This window comes from Formivibrio citricus, from assembly GCF_900115065.1.
GTDB lineage: Bacteria > Pseudomonadota > Gammaproteobacteria > Burkholderiales > Chitinibacteraceae > Formivibrio > Formivibrio citricus.
This window is the reverse complement of record NZ_FOVE01000001.1, coordinates 211,156-227,019: the sequence shown is the minus strand read 5'-3', so window position 1 is coordinate 227,019 and position 15,864 is coordinate 211,156. Positions and strand designations below refer to the sequence as shown.

The window sequence follows — 15,864 nt, the reverse complement described above, 5'->3', positions numbered from 1 at the left end:
AGCCCGTTTTAGAGTTCGATTCCGGCAAGCCGGGCAATCGTCGGAATATCCTTGTCGCCACGCCCCGAAAGGTTGACCACGATCACTTGGTCGCGGCTCATGGTCGGCGCCAGTTTCTTGGCATGTGCCAGCGCATGGCTCGATTCCAGCGCCGGGATGATGCCTTCGAAGCGGCACAGGTCATGGAAGGCAGCCAGTGCCTCGTCATCGGTCGCAGCGACGTACTCGGCGCGCTGGATATCCTTGAGGTAGCTGTGCTCCGGGCCGACACCCGGATAATCGAGCCCGGCAGAAATTGAGTGGGTCTCGACGATCTGGCCGTTTTCATCCTGCATCAGGTAGGTACGGTTGCCGTGCAACACGCCGGGTTTGGCATTGGCGGTCAGCGGAGCGGCATGCATGCCGGTTTCCACGCCATGTCCGCCCGCTTCGACGCCGATCAGGCGCACGCCGGGAACATTGATGTACGGATGGAAAATGCCGATCGCATTGGAACCGCCGCCGACACAGGCAACGATCGCATCGGGCTGGCGACCGATCTGCTCTGCGGACTGGCGCTTGCATTCTTCGCCGATCACCGACTGGAAATCGCGCACCAGCATCGGGTACGGATGCGGGCCGGCACAGGTGCCGATGATGTAATAGGTAGAATCGACGTTGGTCACCCAGTCGCGCATGGCTTCGTTCATGGCGTCCTTGAGTGTCTTGGAGCCGGACTCCACCGGCACCACTTTCGCGCCGAGCAGCTTCATGCGGAATACGTTGGGCGCCTGGCGCTTCACGTCCTCCGCGCCCATATAGACCACACACTCCAGTCCGTAGCGCGCCGCCACGGTTGCCGATGCCACACCATGCTGGCCGGCACCGGTTTCGGCAATAACGCGCTTTTTGCCCATACGGCGGGCCAGCAGTGCTTGGCCGATGGTGTTGTTGACCTTGTGCGCACCGGTGTGGTTGAGATCCTCGCGTTTGAGGTAGATCTGCGCCCCACCGAGGATTTCCGACCAGCGCTGGGCATGGTAAAGCGGGCTCGGGCGCCCGACGTAATGCTTCAATTCGTGATGAAATTCTGCGATGAAGGCCGGATCGTGCTTGGCCTTGTCGTACTCGATACGCAATTCTTCCAGCGCGGCCATCAACGTCTCGGCCACATAGATACCGCCGAACTGCCCAAAATGGCCCTGCAGGTCGGGCTGGTTATAGCAATCGCTCATTCGTCTCTCGCTCAGTCTGCTGCCACTCTTGCAGCTTTGATGAACGCAGCAATCTTGTCTGCGTCCTTGATTCCTTTGCCGCTTTCCACTCCACTGGAAACATCTACCGCCCAGGGTTTGATCTGGCGTATCGCTTCGGCTACGTTACCCGCGTGCAAGCCGCCGGATAACACCAGCGGCAACGGCAAATCCTGCGGCAACAACGCCCAATCGAAGGTCTCTCCGGTTCCGCCAGGCACACCCGGCACCCAGGCATCGACCAGGATTCCCCGTGCATCGGCATAGCGGGAGGCATATTCTAGCAAATCCAGACCGGGTTTTACCCGAACTGCTTTCAGATAGGGTTTGCCAAACCGGCGGCATTGCCCCGGGGACTCATCCCCATGAAACTGCAAAATATCCAGCGCAACCCGCGCCAATACTTGCTCGACGAACGCCGGATCGGCATCGACAAACAGCCCGACGGTACTGACAAACGGCGGCAATGCCGCCACGATCCGGCTTGCCGTTTCGATATCTACTGCGCGCGGGCTCGGCGCATGAAAGACCAGCCCGATAGCATCTGCACCTTGGCGGGCAGCAAAACAGGCCATTTCCGGATCGCGCAATCCGCAAATCTTGATTCTTGGGTTCATTTTAATTTCACCACAGAGTCACAGAGGTCGGGAGAAAACCCAAACTCGTAAAACGACACATCGGCAATTCCGCATCAAATCAAACCATGTCTGGGCAAAGGCTCGGAAGGAAGAGCATATTCGGGGGGATAGCTTACACCAGCCAGGTACAATCCGTCTGGCATGAATGTGGGGGGGGCGACGGATCGGTCGCATCTGGCGAGCAATTCGGTGATCCAGGCTGGCGGCTCGTTGCCTTTGGCAATATGCAGCAACGCACCCATGAGATTGCGCACCATGTGATGCAAAAAGGCATCCGCCGAAAAATCGCAGATCAGCAGATTGCCTTCCTGGGCGATGTCCAGACGCCGAAGCGTCTTGACCGGAGTCTTGGCTTGGCACTCTGCGGCACGAAAACTGGAAAAATCGTGCTCACCCAGCAAAAGACCCGCTGCCTCGCGCATGGCAGCAATATCCAACTGCTGGTGAATCCAGCCCACGCGCCCTGCCCAGAGAGCCGGGCGCACCGGATGGTTGATCAGCAGATAGCGATAATGGCGCGCGGTCGCGGAAAAACGCGCATGGAAGGAATCGGGTACTTCTCGCGCCCAGAGCACGGCCACGCCGGTCGACAGAAAGCTGTTCACGCCCCGCACCCAAGCCGTCAGAGGCCGGTTGGCATCGGTATCGAAATGCACTACCTGCGTCGCGCCATGCACGCCGGTGTCGGTCCGCCCAGCCGCATGCGCACGGACCGGGTGCCCCGCCATGCGCGACAGCGCCGCCTCCAGCGCGGACTGTACGGTTGCCACATCCGGCTGCACCTGCCAGCCGCAAAACGCCCGACCGTCATACTCCACCCCGAGCGCAATCCGTTTCATTTCCGTCACGACCACCCCCCGAAACCTCCCAGCCAGACAGTCAGCACTGACAGGCATGACAACAGCCCCAACAACAAGCCCTGCCCCCAACCCAACGGCTGAATCATCATGTGCACGGTGCGCTCGCCATGGTCTTGATCTGGCTTGTTGAGTTCGCGCAGAAGCTGCTGGAAAGGCTGTTGCATTTCAAGGATGTTTTCGACCATTTCAAGCGTCAGGGACAGGCGCATGGCGGCATGGCGGCGAGAAATACCCAACCACTCCAGCGGAGCCGAAAGTATGTAAAGGCCGGAGAAAATAGCGGCGCGAGGCATTCCCGTCAACAAAATCTGCAGGCTTGCAGCTATTGCCAGCAGTCTCGTCATCTGTGCAATTCCCAGCCGGATTCCTTCCCTTGTTGGCGCAAGCCAGCCGGACCACAGGTATTCGCCGGGAGTGGTCCAGCCATAGATGACACCGACAGCCAGCAACAGCCAGCGAATCCGTGGCAACGCACGCAAGAAGCGGGGGCGACAAAACAAGAGCGCGCCTGCCACGATCAACACGGCAAGCGCATAAAGAAACGGGCGCTCCAGCCAAGGCAGCAAAGATGCCAGCCACAGCCAGAGCGCCAGACGATTGGCGGGATGCAAAACGGTTACAGTGCTGCCAGCAGGTTCCGCGCCAGTTCCTGCTGCGTTGGATTACCTTCCTGCTCGGCTTCTTGCAGAATCTCGCGGGCGCCTTCCACATCACCCATATCGATATAGGCACGGGCAAGCTCGATCTTGGTCTGGACCGGATCGTCAGCCACAAAATCCAGCTTGTCCGTTCCGCTGCCTTCGCCAATTTCCAGGGAAATATCGATAGGCTCTTCGACGACGGGGGCCGGGGCCGCAACCGCTTCCGGCGCAGTGAAGCCGAAATCGAGATCGATGGACTCCTCCTGCGGCAATGACGCCTCTACAGCCTCTCCGCCTGGAATATGCGTTTCGGCAACCAGAGGCTCCTCCATGGAGAGTTCTTCGCTAAAGCTGGCTATCGCCGCAGCTTCCATCGCGCCGCCTTCCTCGACAGGCCGCTCGTCACCAAGATCAAGGCTCAGGTCGAGGTCAGGCATCTCAAATTCGGGCATCGTCAATTCCGGCTCTGCAGAAGGAATCTTCTCTTCAGGCAAGGTCTGTTCCGGAGCAGTTTCAGTCGCTGGCTCAGTGAAGGCCGAAGCAAATTCAGGCATCTCCGGAGCACCAAGATCAATCGGCAGGTCCAGTTCCATCAGATCGCTGCCTTTTCCCTCGGCAGTTGCTTGCAGCGTTTCTTCAGGCGCAACTGGCAACTCCAGTCCTTCACCCAAGTCGAGTTCCAGACCGAAGGCTTCTTCCGTGCTTTCCAGCTCAGACAACTCGGCGGTCTGCTCACTTTCTACCGCAAAATCCATGCTTCCCAGCTCATCGACAGCACTATCGGAAAGATCCAGCACTGCTGCAGCTGACGCTTCAGGTTCCAAAGACTGTTCCGGTTCGGGCAGTTCAAATTCGAAATCAAGGCCGACAGGCGCTTCTTCCGGCTCAAGCGACTGCATTTCCCCGATGGATTCGAGCGGCTCCATTTCGGGCTCTCCTGCCGGTGCAGCTTGTACTCCCTCCGAGGACGACAATGCTACTGCAGCAACGGTCGCCGCGGCAGCCACACCGACGGCAGCACCTACGGCCAGACCCGCGCCAGTTCCGCCATTCTTGCCGGTATACAGCGGATTTTCCGGATCAAGACTGCGGCCCAGGTAGCTGGCCTGCTCCCAGTACTGCCCCTGACCGCCCGTTGCCGCAAACACCTCGGCGGCCACCTCCTGGAAGGAAACCTTGTCCTTGCGGGCAGCATAGATATCCAGCAGCTTCATGCGGACTTCCTGCCGTTGCGGATCCTTGATCAATGCATCTTTGAGAATTTCCTCGGCTTGGGCGTCGCGGCCATATGCCATGTAGACATCGGCTTCTGCAATTGGATCGACTTCATCCGTATCGATTGACCCCAAACCTTGGCGGCTGAAATCGGTCAGGAAGGAATTTTCTGCCTGGGTGCTGATCACGCCGCCGCCGGTACGCCCCAGCACCGTATTCGGCTTGAGGTCGCCACTGGTAATGAGGCTGTTTTCGAACACACTGGGGCGGCGCCGGTTGCGCGCCCAAATCAATCCACCAATCCCCAGCACGACAGCTAGCAAACCACCGCCGATCATCAAGGCATTATCGGCCAGCATGTCCATGAAGGTGGGTTCTGGCGGAGGAGGGGGTGCCACGCGCTTGGGCTTTGGAGCCGGCTGGGGTTGAACCGCGCTGGCAACAACGGAAGCGGCAACCGGCTTGCTGGCGACAGCAGAAGCGGCGGCCGGCGCCGAAGCAATCGGCGTGACAACGGCTGGCGCAGAAGCTGGCATGGATGCCTTTGCCTGTTCGGCTTTCTTCTGCAACTCGGCACCCTGCTGGCTCTTCAAGGCGACGGATTTTTCCATCTCCTGGATATTTTTCTGCAACTCGGCAACACGCTGATTGGCTTCATCCAGCGCCTTCTTGCGAGCCGACGCCTCTTCTTCCAGCGCACGAATCTTGGCCTGCTGGCCGTCGGTCTTGCTCGCGCCACGCGAAAGCTTCAGTACATCCTTGGACTTGTCTGTTTGCTGGGCGCCCTTGTCCTCGACCTTTGCCGTAATCCGGCCGCCGCCTTGCGGCGCTTCCGTTTCGGCTGCGGCCCCCTTCGCAGCGGACTCCGCAAGTTGGCGCCGGTAGTTCTGCCAGTTGGCCGAATGGACTTTGATCTCCTTGACCGCCTGGGCCTGATCCTGCTTGCCAAACTCCTCGGAAGAAGGGATTCGGAGGATCTTCCCGCGCTTGAGACGGTTCATGTTGCCATTGAACGCATCAGGATTGGCCTGATAAAGGCCGACCAGAACCTGTTCAAGACTGACGCCTTCCGGCTTTACCTGATTGGCGATTTTGGAAAGCGTATCACCCGATTTCACCACTTGGCTCTCGCCGGCTTCCACAGGCTGCGCAGCCGGTTTGGAAGCCACGCCAGAAGCAGCCACAGCGGCATGCTTGCCTTTACGGACGGTACGTACTGCCTTGGGTGGCCGAATGGCACCAGAAATCTGCGCGGAGGGAGTTGAAACCGGATCCATGCGCGCAGCATTGGGGGCAGCCACCGGCGAGATCGTTGCGCCACCCGGAACACCGCTGTAACCAACCGGATCAATCAGCGCGGTGTACTCACGTTTGACCAGCCCGCCAGCCCAAGAAAGCTCTACCAATAGATTGAATACCGGTTCGTCGATAGCCTGGGAGGAAGATACGCTAACCACATACTGACCGCTTTCGCGCTTGTTCAGGGCGAATCGGAGTCCCAGCGATGGCGCAGGATAAGCCATTTGTACGGAGGCATAAGCTTCGGCCGAAGCAAGCGCAACCTTCAGCGTTTCCGCCTCTTGGGGCTGCACGGCAACCAGTTCGATTTCCCCCTTGAATGGCTGTCCCAGGCCGGAAAGCACATTGAGACGCCCTAACCCTGCTGCCTCGGCGCACCAAGGCAGCATGGTCAACGCGACAGCCAGAACACAGGCTTTGAAACGCGGCTTAGTTGGCACGATTCCCCCTCGGCAATAGCGCTCGAATTTAATTAATCGTTATAAAAAGTAGCCGATCCCGACACAAGGTGCAAGGCAGCCCTTACGCAAGTTGCAACTTGCCATGCAGAATTTATCGCAATTATCCGAATAATAAGACTATTTTTTGCAAGCAGAAAACTCGAAATCACCATTTTTATCAATCGACACGGAAACTGCACGCTTTTGTGGCATTTTTTTCACGCTCCAGTGCTGCAAGGCCCAAGTCCACAGCGTATCCGCATCCGCATACCTGAGCGCTTCTGGCGGCTGTTGCCACAGCAAATGCAAGGCTTGCCAGAGCTGCCACCCCTCTCTCCCCGGCAAAAGCGCCGGCGCCAACGTTTGCTTGCTCAATTTTTCGCCTGCCGGATTGACGATGACAGGGATATGAAAATAATCCGGTTGCGGATACCGCAGCAAATGCTGCAACCACATCTGCCGGGGAGTGGAATCCAGCAGATCGGCGCCTCGCACCACCTGCGTCACGCCTTGTTCGACATCGTCGACGACAACCGCCAACTGGTAAGCCCACAAGCCGTCCGCACGCCGAAGGACAAAATCACCGACTTCTTTCGAGAGATTCTGCCGCGACTCCCCCTGGATTCCATCCCGGTAGGCAACGACTTGATCGTGCACCTTCAAACGCCAGGCATGTGCGAGGCGGTCGGGGTGAACACCATCCCTGCACAAGCCGCTGTACCTGAAGCCGTCCACGCCATGCAAACCCGCCGACTGAATTTCTTTGCGCGTACAGGTGCAGGGATAGGCTTCCCCCATCGCAACCAAACGGTCCAGGGCAGCCCGGTAACGATCATGGCGCCGGCTTTGATACTCGACCGGGCCATCCCATTCAAAACCAAAGCGATCCAGATCGAACAGGATGCGATCCGCAGCTCCCGGCATCTCACGAGGCGGGTCAAGGTCCTCAATCCGTACCAGCCACTTTCCGCCTTGCGTCCTGGCCATCAGGTAGCTGGCGGCTGCCGCCATCAACGAGCCCATGTGCAGATCGCCGGTCGGGCTGGGCGCAAAACGTCCGGTCAGGCCGGCATCATCTGCCTCCACTCCGTCTTTTTGCCCGGTGACTACGCTGCCCATAAATACCGTCCCATACTTTCTTTCGCTCGTCATTCTATTGAACCATCGCTCCCTGCGCCTGACAAATCAGCGCCTTGCCGCTACAATTTGACGTTTTTCCACTTCGGAAACAGCGACCCGATGCGCGTTATCCGCGGCCTTTTTGCCGCCTCCTTGCCCCCCTGTGCCCTGACGATCGGCAATTTCGATGGTCTGCACTGCGGGCACGCCGCTATTCTGGCCGAACTGAAGTCCGTTGCCGCCACCCGTTCGCTTTGCACTGCGGTGCTGACTTTCGAGCCCCACCCGCGCGAATTCTTCGCCAAAGAAAATGCCCCCACCCGGCTGAGCAGCCTGCGCGAAAAACTTGAATACCTGCAGGCAGCCGGCATCGATTACGTCATCGTGCAGCCTTTCAATACTCGCTTTGCCGGACTGAATGCCCACACCTTCCGCGACGAGATTTTGGGACAGCGACTGGCTGCCCGCTACGTGCTGGTCGGCGACGACTTCCGTTTCGGCGCGGGGCGCAGCGGCGATTTCTCGCTACTGGCGCAAAGCCCGGTTTTCGAGACGCAGCATCTACCCACGATTGCCCACGAAGGGTTGCGCGTTTCGTCGACGGCAGTACGTGCAGCGCTGGCCGAAGGCAAGCTCAAGCTTGCCACGCAACTTTTGGGACGCCCCTATTCGATCTCGGGGCGCGTGGTGCAGGGCCAACAGATCGGCCACCGGCTCGGTTTTCCTACCGCCAACATCCAGTTGAAACACAACCGCCCGCCCCTGAGCGGCATTTTCGTCGCCGAGGTGCATGGTCTGGGCCAGCCTCTGCCGGCCGTGGCCAATCTGGGCCGGCGCCCCACGCTGGAGAACCCGGATGCACTTCCCGTGCTGGAAGTGCATATTTTCGATTTCGACCAGAATATCTATCGTCGGCACCTGCGGGTCGATTTCCTGCACAAGCTGCGCGACGAAGCCAAATTCCCTGATCTGGACAGTCTGAAAGCCCAGATCGCCCTTGATTGCAACAACGCCCGCGCGTGGCATGCCGCACGCGCCTGAAACACCAGAAACGAGAGAAGACCATGTCCGAAGCCAGCAAATACCCTGTCAACCTGCTCGACACCCCCTTCCCCATGCGCGGCGATCTCGCCAAGCGCGAGCCGGGTTTCCTGAAAAAATGGCAGGACGAGGATATTTACGGACAATTGCGCGCCAAGGCCAAGGCAGAAGGTCGCCCGGCCTTCCTGCTGCATGACGGCCCGCCCTACGCCAACGGCAAGATCCACATCGGTCACGCGGTCAACAAGATCCTGAAAGACATCATCATCAAGTCGAAATCGCTGTCCGGTTTCGATGCCCCCTACATTCCCGGCTGGGACTGCCACGGCCTGCCGATCGAGCACCAGATCGAAAAACTCGTAAAGGGCGACAAACAGGCCGTTGCCGACAGCCCGACCATCCATGCGCGTATCGTCGAATACCGCAAGGCCAATGGCCTTGACCCCAAGGCCACGCACCTGCCGGCTTCGTTCATCCGCGAGCTGTGCCGCGATTACGCCGCGATCCAGATCGCGCGCCAGAAGGAAGACTTCATCCGTTTGGGTGTACTCGGCGACTGGGACAACCCGTACCTCACCATGGATTTCAAGACCGAAGCGGATATCGTGCGCACGCTGGGCCAGATCCACGCCAACGGCTATCTGGTACGCGGCCAGAAACCGGTGCACTGGTGCGTCGATTGCGGCTCTGCCCTGGCCGAGGCTGAAGTCGAGTATGAAGACAAGACTTCACCCGCGATCGACGTCGGCTTCCGTGTGGTCGACATGGACGTACTTGCCAAGGCTTTTGGCGGTGTCGCACTGGGCGACCAGGCAGCCTACGCCGTCATCTGGACCACCACGCCGTGGACGCTTCCGGCCAACCAGGCCGTGTGTATCCATCCGGACCTGACTTACGACCTGATCGCGACCGAGAAGGGATTGCTGGTTCTGGCACGCGACTTGGCCGAAGCCGCGCTCAAGCGCTACGGCATCGACGCCAACGAAGTCATCGCCCAGACCAAGGGTGCGCATCTCGAACACCTCAAGCTGCAGCACCCGTTCTACAACCGCCAAGTGCCGGTGATCCTCGGCGAGCACGTCACCACCGACGCTGGTACCGGCATGGTTCACACCGCACCGGCACACGGTCTGGACGACTACCACGTTGGCATGCGCTACCACCTGCCCACCGACAACCCGGTCGGCAACGACGGCCGTTTCCTGCCCAATGTCGAGCTGTTCGCCGGCAAGAGCGTCTGGGAAGCCAACCCGCTGGTTCTGGAAACGCTCGAAGCCAACGGCGCGCTGCTCGCCAATGAAAAACTGCTGCACAGCTACCCGCACTGCTGGCGCCACAAGACCCCGATCATCTTCCGCGCCACCAGCCAGTGGTTCGTCGGCATGGATCACCAGAACCACTCCGGCAAGACCCTGCGCGAGCAGGCCAACAAGGCGGTCGAGGATACGCAGTTCTTCCCGGCTTGGGGCCGCGCGCGCCTGGAGGCCATGATCGGCAATCGTCCGGACTGGTGCGTATCGCGCCAGCGCAATTGGGGCGTGCCGATGTGCCTGTTCGTCCACAAGATCAGCGGCGAGCCGCATCCCGATTCGCTCAAGCTGTTCGAACAGGTCGCGCAACGCATCGAGAAGGAAGGCATCGAAGCCTGGTTCAAGCTCGACGCCGCCGAACTCCTGGGCGCCGAAGCCGAACACTATGAAAAGCTGAAAGATACGCTCGACGTCTGGTTCGATTCCGGCTCGACACACTTTGCAGTGGTCAAGGCGCGCGGCCTGAAGTGGCCGGCCGACCTGTATCTTGAGGGCTCCGACCAGCACCGCGGCTGGTTCCAGTCCTCGCTTCTGACCGGTTGCGCCACGCAGGGCCGCGCACCCTACGACCAGTTGCTGACCCATGGCTTCGTCGTCGATGGCAACGGCCACAAGATGTCCAAGTCCAAGGGCAACGTGATCGTTCCGCAGGAAGTCATCGGCGAAATGGGCGCGGACATGCTGCGCCTGTGGACGGCCTCGACCGATTACTCGGGCGAGTTGTGCATCTCCAAGGAAATCCTGAAGCGCACCACCGATGCCTACCGCCGCATCCGCAACACCTTGCGCTTCCTGCTCGCCAACCTGTCGGACTTCGATGCCGGCAAGAACGCCTTGCCGGTCGAAAACCTGCTGACACTCGACCGCTACGCCCTGGCGCAACTGGCAACCTTCCAGCAAAACGTCACCGCGCTCTACGACAAGTACGAGTTCCACAGCGCTGTGCAGGAAATCCACGCCTTCTGCGCGGACGAACTCGGCGCGTTCTACCTCGACATCATCAAGGATCGCCTGTACACGACCCAAGCCGATTCCGCCGCCCGTCGCTCGGCACAGACCGCGCTCTGGCACATCACGCAGACATTGGTACGCCTCCTGGCTCCGATCCTGTCGTTCACCGCGCATGAAGCCTCCGAAGTACTCGGCAACACGGAGAACGTCTTCCTTGGCCGCTGGCATGCTGTTCCCGCCATCGCCGATGCCGAAGCGCTCGCCAAGTCGTTTGCCGCGATCCGCGAAGTGCGCGCCGTCGTGCAGAAGGAAATCGAAGTGCAGCGCGCCGATAGCAAGCTTGGCTCCAGCCTGCAGGCCGAAGTCGCCATCACGGCACCGGCCGAAGTGGCAGCGGAACTTGCCATGGTCGGCGACGATCTCAAGTTCGTGATGATCACCTCGAAGGTCAGCGTGACCGTAGGCAACGAACTCGCCATCGGCGTTTCACCTTCCGCGGCGCAGAAGTGCGACCGCTGCTGGCACTACCGCGACGACGTGGGCAGCCATGCCGAACATCCGGCGCTGTGCGGACGCTGCGTGGAAAACGTAACCGGCAACGGCGAGGTACGCGCCCATGCGTAAGTGGCTGGCGCTGGCGCTGGTCGTGATCGTTCTGGATCAGGCCAGCAAGCAGGCAATCCTCGCCAGCCTGGCCTATGGCGAACGGTTGGCCGTGATTCCCGGCTTCTTCAACCTGACACTGGCCTACAACCCCGGCGCGGCATTTTCCTTTCTAGCCGATGCCGGCGGCTGGCAGCGCCATTTCTTTACCGCGCTAGCACTGGGCGTCTCAGCCGGCATCGTCTACATGCTGAAAAAACACTTGGCCGAGTCGCGTTTCTGCCTGCAGCTCTCGCTCATTCTGGGCGGAGCCATCGGCAACGTGATCGACCGCATTCTCTACGGCCATGTGGTCGATTTCATCCAGATCCACTACCAGAGCTGGTATTACCCGGCGTTCAACATCGCCGATTCGGCCATCTGCATCGGCGTCGGCCTGATGCTGTTCGACGGCTTTTTTGAGCGCAAGAAGGAACCGGCATGACACGCAAAATCCTGCTCGCCACGCCACGCGGCTTCTGTGCCGGCGTGGACCGTGCCATCGCCATCGTCGAAAAGGCGCTGGAGAAATTCGGGGCGCCGATCTACGTGCGCCACGAAGTCGTGCACAACAAGTACGTGATCGAAACGCTCAAGGCCAAAGGCGCGATCTTTGTCGAGGAGCTCGACGACATTCCTGCGGGCGCCACGGTCATTTTCTCGGCCCACGGCGTTTCGCAGGCCGTGCGCCAGGAAGCCGAAGCACGCGGCCTGACCGTGTTCGACGCTACCTGCCCGCTCGTCACCAAGGTGCACATGGAAGTCATGCGCCTGCGCGACCAGGGTTATGAAATCGTGATGATCGGCCACAAGGGCCACCCGGAAGTCGAAGGCACCATGGGCCAAGCGCCCGGAGGAATGCTTCTGGTGGAAAACGTCGCCGACGTGGAAAAATTGGCTGTCGTCAACCCGGACAAACTGGCGTGGGTCACGCAGACCACGTTGTCGGTCGACGATACCCGCATCGTGACCGAAGCCCTAAAAAAACGCTTCCCTGCCATCGTCGGCCCGAAAAAGGACGACATCTGCTACGCTACGCAGAACCGGCAGGACGCCGTGAAGCAGCTCGCCCGTGAAGTCGACGTCGTGATCGTGGTCGGATCGCCGAACAGTTCCAACTCGAACCGCCTGCGCGAGGTCGCCGCAAGCCTTGGGGTGGATGCCTGGATGGTCGACAACGAAACCGGCCTCAAACCAGAATGGTTTACCGGCAAAAAGCGGGTCGGCATCACGGCCGGCGCATCGGCACCCGAAGTGCTCGTCGAGCGCGTCGTTGCCCGCATCAGGGAGTATGGCGTCAGCGACGTCTGCGCCATGGAAGGCATCGAAGAAAACGTGGTTTTCACCCTGCCCAAAGGGCTGAACTGAGCATCCCATGACAAAAACGGCCGCCATTCTGGCCTGGTTTATTCTTGCCATTCCGTCTCTGGCCCAAGCCGACCTGATGGCAATGCTCCGCCCGCTGCCTTTTCCGGGGCCTTACCACGGCCAAGTCGCCGATGCCGAAACAGGGGTTCCGCTTGCCAACGCAACCATAAAAATCAAGTGGACCCGCCATGACACCCCCCTGCCGGATGGCTCAGGACACCGGGCCATCACGGCATCGGCTCGCACCGATCAGCAAGGCGCTTTCAACGTGCCAAAACTTGAGACACGCGGCGGCCTGTTTTCGACCCGTGTCGCCATCTCGATCAGCGCGGCGGGATACATCACCCGGGTGCTGGTCATAGACCCGAACAATGCACCGCTACCGCAGCAAACCGTCGACTGGCCGTTCCGGGACACGAGCGTTCACATTTCCCCGCCGGAACCGCTCGACGTGAAGCTGAAACCCGCTTTGCCCGTCATTCTCAAGGCGCTGCAGTCGAAAGAACCTTTTGTCAGGAAAATCGCCGAAGAAGAACTCCTGCGGCTGAAAAAGAACATCCAGCCTTCCCTTTGAGCGCCCCATGCCACCAACCCGCAACATCTCGCTTTCCGCCCTCACCGCCGGCTTCGTCACCGTTCTGGTCGGCTACACCAGTTCCGCAGCGATCATCTTCGAGGCCGCGCGCGCGGCCGGAGGATCGCAAGCGCAGATCGCCTCGTGGCTGATCGTGCTGGGAGTGGCCATGGGGCTGACCTGCATCGGCTTGTCGCTGCGCTACCGCGTCCCGGTCGTCACGGCCTGGTCCACGCCGGGCGCGGCATTGCTGGCCACCAGCCTGTCCGGTTATTCGATGAACGTGGCAGTGGGCTGTTTCCTGCTCTCGGCCTTGCTGATTCTATTGAGCGGACTGACCGGCTGGTTCGAGCGTGTGATGAACCGCGTGCCGATGTCGCTCTGCGCCGCCCTGCTCGCCGGCGTGTTGGTGCGTTTCGGCATGAACGCATTCACCAGCATGCAGACTGCACTGGCGCTGGTTCTGCCCATGTTCCTGACCTATCTTGCCTGCAAGCGCTACAAACCGCGCTACGCCATGCTGATCGTGCTGCTGCTTGGGCTTGGACTGGCGCACTGGCAAGGTTTGTTGCATCTCGGCAACGCCAGCCTGCAACTGGCAGCTCCGGTGTGGATTGCGCCGGAATTTTCCATGCCCGCGCTGATCGGCGTGGGCCTGCCGCTCTTTATCGTGACCATGGCTTCGCAGAACATCCCCGGCGTCGCCGTCTTGCGCTCTGCCGGTTACACGCCGCCTCTCTCTCCGATCATCGGCTGGACTGGCCTCGTCAATCTGCTGCTCGCACCCTTCGGCTGCTTTGCCGTGAACCTCGCTGCGATCACCGCCGCCATCTGCATGGGCAAGGATGCCCACGAAGATCCTGCCAAGCGTTATCACGCCAGCATCGTTGCCGGCGTGTTCTATCTCTTGCTCGGCATACTGGGCGCGGCCGTAGGCGGGCTGCTGGCCGTATTCCCGCGCGAACTGATCTTCGCCATCGCCGGTTTCGCCTTGCTCGGCACCATAGGCAACGGCCTGACCATGGCGCTGCGCGAGGAAAACCAGCGCGAACCTGCCCTGATCACCTTCGTGGTCACAGCCTCGGGCCTGACCCTGTTCGGTATCGGTCCGGCATTCTGGGGGCTCGTGGCTGGCGTTGCCGCGCTTTTTGCCTTGGGAGGGAACTCCCACAAAACCGCAAAATAAATCGGGCTCCATAGACCGCCAAATGGCGACCGCTTCATGGACTCTTGCTCCAGACAGAAAACCGTGTCCTATTTTCCGTAACAGGCACGCAACCTGTTCAAAATAATGAACATTTTTGGCTCAGCCCCTGTATCTTCCGTTGAATCAATCGACTACTGCAGATCGGGCATTTTCCCCACATCAGTGCCTCCGGTGCGTCGCCTCGTGGCGAAAAAAAGGCTCCTTGCCAACGGCATTTGGAACAGAAAAACAAAACCGTCAGACTACGGTACATAGGGCTCCATGAAGAAAGGGAGAGAAGGCAACGTTTTGCCTTGTGCGACATGTCATAACAACAAAAACTGTCCACGCCAGAAAGATCGACTGTAACGCAAACAAACCCGGCACATGGCCGGGCTTGTTTAAATCAACACATGGGTTTGTGTTACTTCTTTTTGCCATTACCAGCAGTTGCCAATGCTGCAGGCTGCAAGCCTTCCTCGATAATCAGGGGGTATATTTCCTTGGAGGTCAGGAACTTGACCAGTTCCTGAGCTGCGGCAGGTTCCTTGCTACCCTTGGCAACACCAGCCGAGAAAATGGTCACCTTCTGGTACGGGGCCGGGATCGGGCCAACGAGATCTACGGTTCCGTTCTTGCCGGCAAACGGCACGATTTCACTGATCTGCTGGAAGCCGATTTCCAGATCGCCACGCCCCACCCACGTTGCCACGCGGTCACCCACGATGAGCTTGGATTTGCCCATGATGTGGTGATACTCGTTCACGCCAACACGCGGAAATACGTCTTTGGCCAGATGGGTGCCGCTGGCGCTGGCCGAATAGCCGATCGACTTGGCATCCAGCAGTACCTTGTCAAACTTGGCCTTGGTGCTGATGTCCGGCTTGGGCTGGCCCTTGCGCACCGTCATGCCGATCGAGGAATGGACCAGATCGACGCGGCTGCCTTTGACTGCAAAACCATCGGCGATCATTTTGTCCAGTTGGCCGCTGGCCAGCATGATCAGGTCGAAGGTTTCGCCGCGCTTCAGACGGTTGGGGATCGCGGTCGGCGAGGCGCCCATGGACGAGCCGGAATGCAGGTTGACCTTGTGGCCGGACTTCTCTTCAAAAACCGGTTTCAGTTTTTCCATCGTGGCATAGAACGCGCCGGAACTGACGACTTCGATGGTCGCGGCGTTGATTACGCCCGCCACCAGCAACAGACTGGCAAAGAAGAACGAATTGACCTTGGATGTGATTGACTTCATCTTGAAACCCCCATGAAAAATGGTTTTTCTACTGTCTTGGGACTGGGAAGCATGCCATTCATCCGCTGCCCAGCCTGTTGCGAGTGCAGGCTGGGCATG

13 protein-coding genes are annotated in these 15,864 nt (G+C 59.7%); 6 read left to right on the top strand and 7 right to left on the bottom strand.

Annotated elements, in window-relative coordinates; translation table 11 throughout:
• Nucleotides 1–8: 8 nt before the first annotated feature.
• From trpB to gluQRS, 6 genes are all read right to left on the bottom strand, one after another.
• The gene (gene trpB, locus BMZ36_RS00905; protein WP_091189798.1) at nt 9–1,214 is read right to left on the bottom strand and encodes a tryptophan synthase subunit beta; all 1,206 of its coding nucleotides are present in this window, start codon (nt 1,212–1,214) and stop codon (nt 9–11) included.
• A gap of 11 nt (nt 1,215–1,225) precedes the next feature.
• Nucleotides 1,226–1,849 (bottom strand): phosphoribosylanthranilate isomerase, encoded by a 624-nt coding sequence (locus BMZ36_RS00900; protein WP_091189793.1) that lies wholly within the window; start codon nt 1,847–1,849, stop codon nt 1,226–1,228.
• 74 nt (nt 1,850–1,923) lie between these two features.
• Nucleotides 1,924–2,709 carry a tRNA pseudouridine(38-40) synthase TruA gene (truA, locus tag BMZ36_RS00895; RefSeq protein WP_091189790.1) on the bottom strand — a complete coding sequence of 262 codons (786 nt, stop codon included), beginning with the start codon at nt 2,707–2,709 and terminating at the stop codon, nt 1,924–1,926.
• Between the two features lie 5 nt (nt 2,710–2,714).
• Nucleotides 2,715–3,341, bottom strand: coding sequence for a CbiQ family ECF transporter T component (locus tag BMZ36_RS00890; protein ID WP_091189787.1), 627 nt, complete (start codon nt 3,339–3,341; stop codon nt 2,715–2,717).
• A 5-nt stretch (nt 3,342–3,346) separates the two neighbouring features.
• Entirely contained in the window at nt 3,347–6,325 is a 2,979-nt protein-coding gene (locus BMZ36_RS00885) for a motility hub landmark protein FimV (RefSeq protein WP_143085936.1), read from the bottom strand.
• 138 nt (nt 6,326–6,463) lie between these two features.
• Nucleotides 6,464–7,444 (bottom strand): tRNA glutamyl-Q(34) synthetase GluQRS, encoded by a 981-nt coding sequence (gene gluQRS / locus BMZ36_RS00880; protein WP_091189781.1) that lies wholly within the window; start codon nt 7,442–7,444, stop codon nt 6,464–6,466.
• A 120-nt stretch (nt 7,445–7,564) separates the two neighbouring features.
• Here gluQRS and BMZ36_RS00875 point away from each other — a divergent pair, with 120 nt between their 5' ends.
• Genes BMZ36_RS00875 through BMZ36_RS00850 form a run of 6 tightly spaced genes read left to right on the top strand, consistent with a single transcriptional unit; the run spans nt 7,565 to nt 14,516 of the window.
• Nucleotides 7,565–8,485: a bifunctional riboflavin kinase/FAD synthetase gene (locus BMZ36_RS00875; RefSeq protein ID WP_091189778.1), complete on the top strand. Its 921-nt coding sequence runs from the start codon at nt 7,565–7,567 to the stop codon at nt 8,483–8,485.
• A gap of 23 nt (nt 8,486–8,508) precedes the next feature.
• Nucleotides 8,509–11,370, top strand: coding sequence for an isoleucine--tRNA ligase (gene ileS, locus BMZ36_RS00870; RefSeq protein ID WP_091189993.1), 2,862 nt, complete (start codon nt 8,509–8,511; stop codon nt 11,368–11,370).
• A complete protein-coding gene (lspA, locus tag BMZ36_RS00865) occupies nt 11,363–11,833 on the top strand; it encodes a signal peptidase II (protein WP_091189775.1) in 471 nt (156 codons plus the stop codon). The genes ileS and lspA overlap by 8 nt, the downstream gene beginning before the upstream one ends.
• Entirely contained in the window at nt 11,830–12,756 is a 927-nt protein-coding gene (ispH, locus tag BMZ36_RS00860) for a 4-hydroxy-3-methylbut-2-enyl diphosphate reductase (RefSeq protein WP_091189772.1), read from the top strand. The genes lspA and ispH overlap by 4 nt, the downstream gene beginning before the upstream one ends.
• 7 nt (nt 12,757–12,763) lie before the next feature.
• A complete protein-coding gene (locus tag BMZ36_RS00855; protein ID WP_091189769.1) occupies nt 12,764–13,330 on the top strand; it encodes a carboxypeptidase-like regulatory domain-containing protein in 567 nt (188 codons plus the stop codon).
• A gap of 7 nt (nt 13,331–13,337) precedes the next feature.
• The gene (locus BMZ36_RS00850) at nt 13,338–14,516 is read left to right on the top strand and encodes a benzoate/H(+) symporter BenE family transporter (RefSeq protein WP_091189766.1); all 1,179 of its coding nucleotides are present in this window, start codon (nt 13,338–13,340) and stop codon (nt 14,514–14,516) included.
• 424 nt (nt 14,517–14,940) lie between these two features.
• Here BMZ36_RS00850 and BMZ36_RS00845 read toward each other — a convergent pair whose 3' ends face one another.
• Nucleotides 14,941–15,765, bottom strand: coding sequence for a substrate-binding domain-containing protein (locus tag BMZ36_RS00845; RefSeq protein WP_091189764.1), 825 nt, complete (start codon nt 15,763–15,765; stop codon nt 14,941–14,943).
• Nucleotides 15,766–15,864 lie beyond the last annotated feature (99 nt).

Coding starts and splice junctions, on each gene's coding strand:
- ispH (WP_091189772.1), top strand. CDS start 11,830: ATGACACGCAAAATCCTGCTCGCCACGCCACGCGGCTTCTGTGCCGGC.
- trpB (WP_091189798.1), bottom strand. CDS start 1,214: ATGAGCGATTGCTATAACCAGCCCGACCTGCAGGGCCATTTTGGGCAG.
- BMZ36_RS00850 (WP_091189766.1), top strand. CDS start 13,338: ATGCCACCAACCCGCAACATCTCGCTTTCCGCCCTCACCGCCGGCTTC.
- ileS (WP_091189993.1), top strand. CDS start 8,509: ATGTCCGAAGCCAGCAAATACCCTGTCAACCTGCTCGACACCCCCTTC.
- BMZ36_RS00875 (WP_091189778.1), top strand. CDS start 7,565: ATGCGCGTTATCCGCGGCCTTTTTGCCGCCTCCTTGCCCCCCTGTGCC.
- BMZ36_RS00855 (WP_091189769.1), top strand. CDS start 12,764: ATGACAAAAACGGCCGCCATTCTGGCCTGGTTTATTCTTGCCATTCCG.
- truA (WP_091189790.1), bottom strand. CDS start 2,709: ATGAAACGGATTGCGCTCGGGGTGGAGTATGACGGTCGGGCGTTTTGC.
- BMZ36_RS00845 (WP_091189764.1), bottom strand. CDS start 15,765: ATGAAGTCAATCACATCCAAGGTCAATTCGTTCTTCTTTGCCAGTCTG.
- BMZ36_RS00900 (WP_091189793.1), bottom strand. CDS start 1,849: ATGAACCCAAGAATCAAGATTTGCGGATTGCGCGATCCGGAAATGGCC.
- gluQRS (WP_091189781.1), bottom strand. CDS start 7,444: ATGGGCAGCGTAGTCACCGGGCAAAAAGACGGAGTGGAGGCAGATGAT.
- lspA (WP_091189775.1), top strand. CDS start 11,363: ATGCGTAAGTGGCTGGCGCTGGCGCTGGTCGTGATCGTTCTGGATCAG.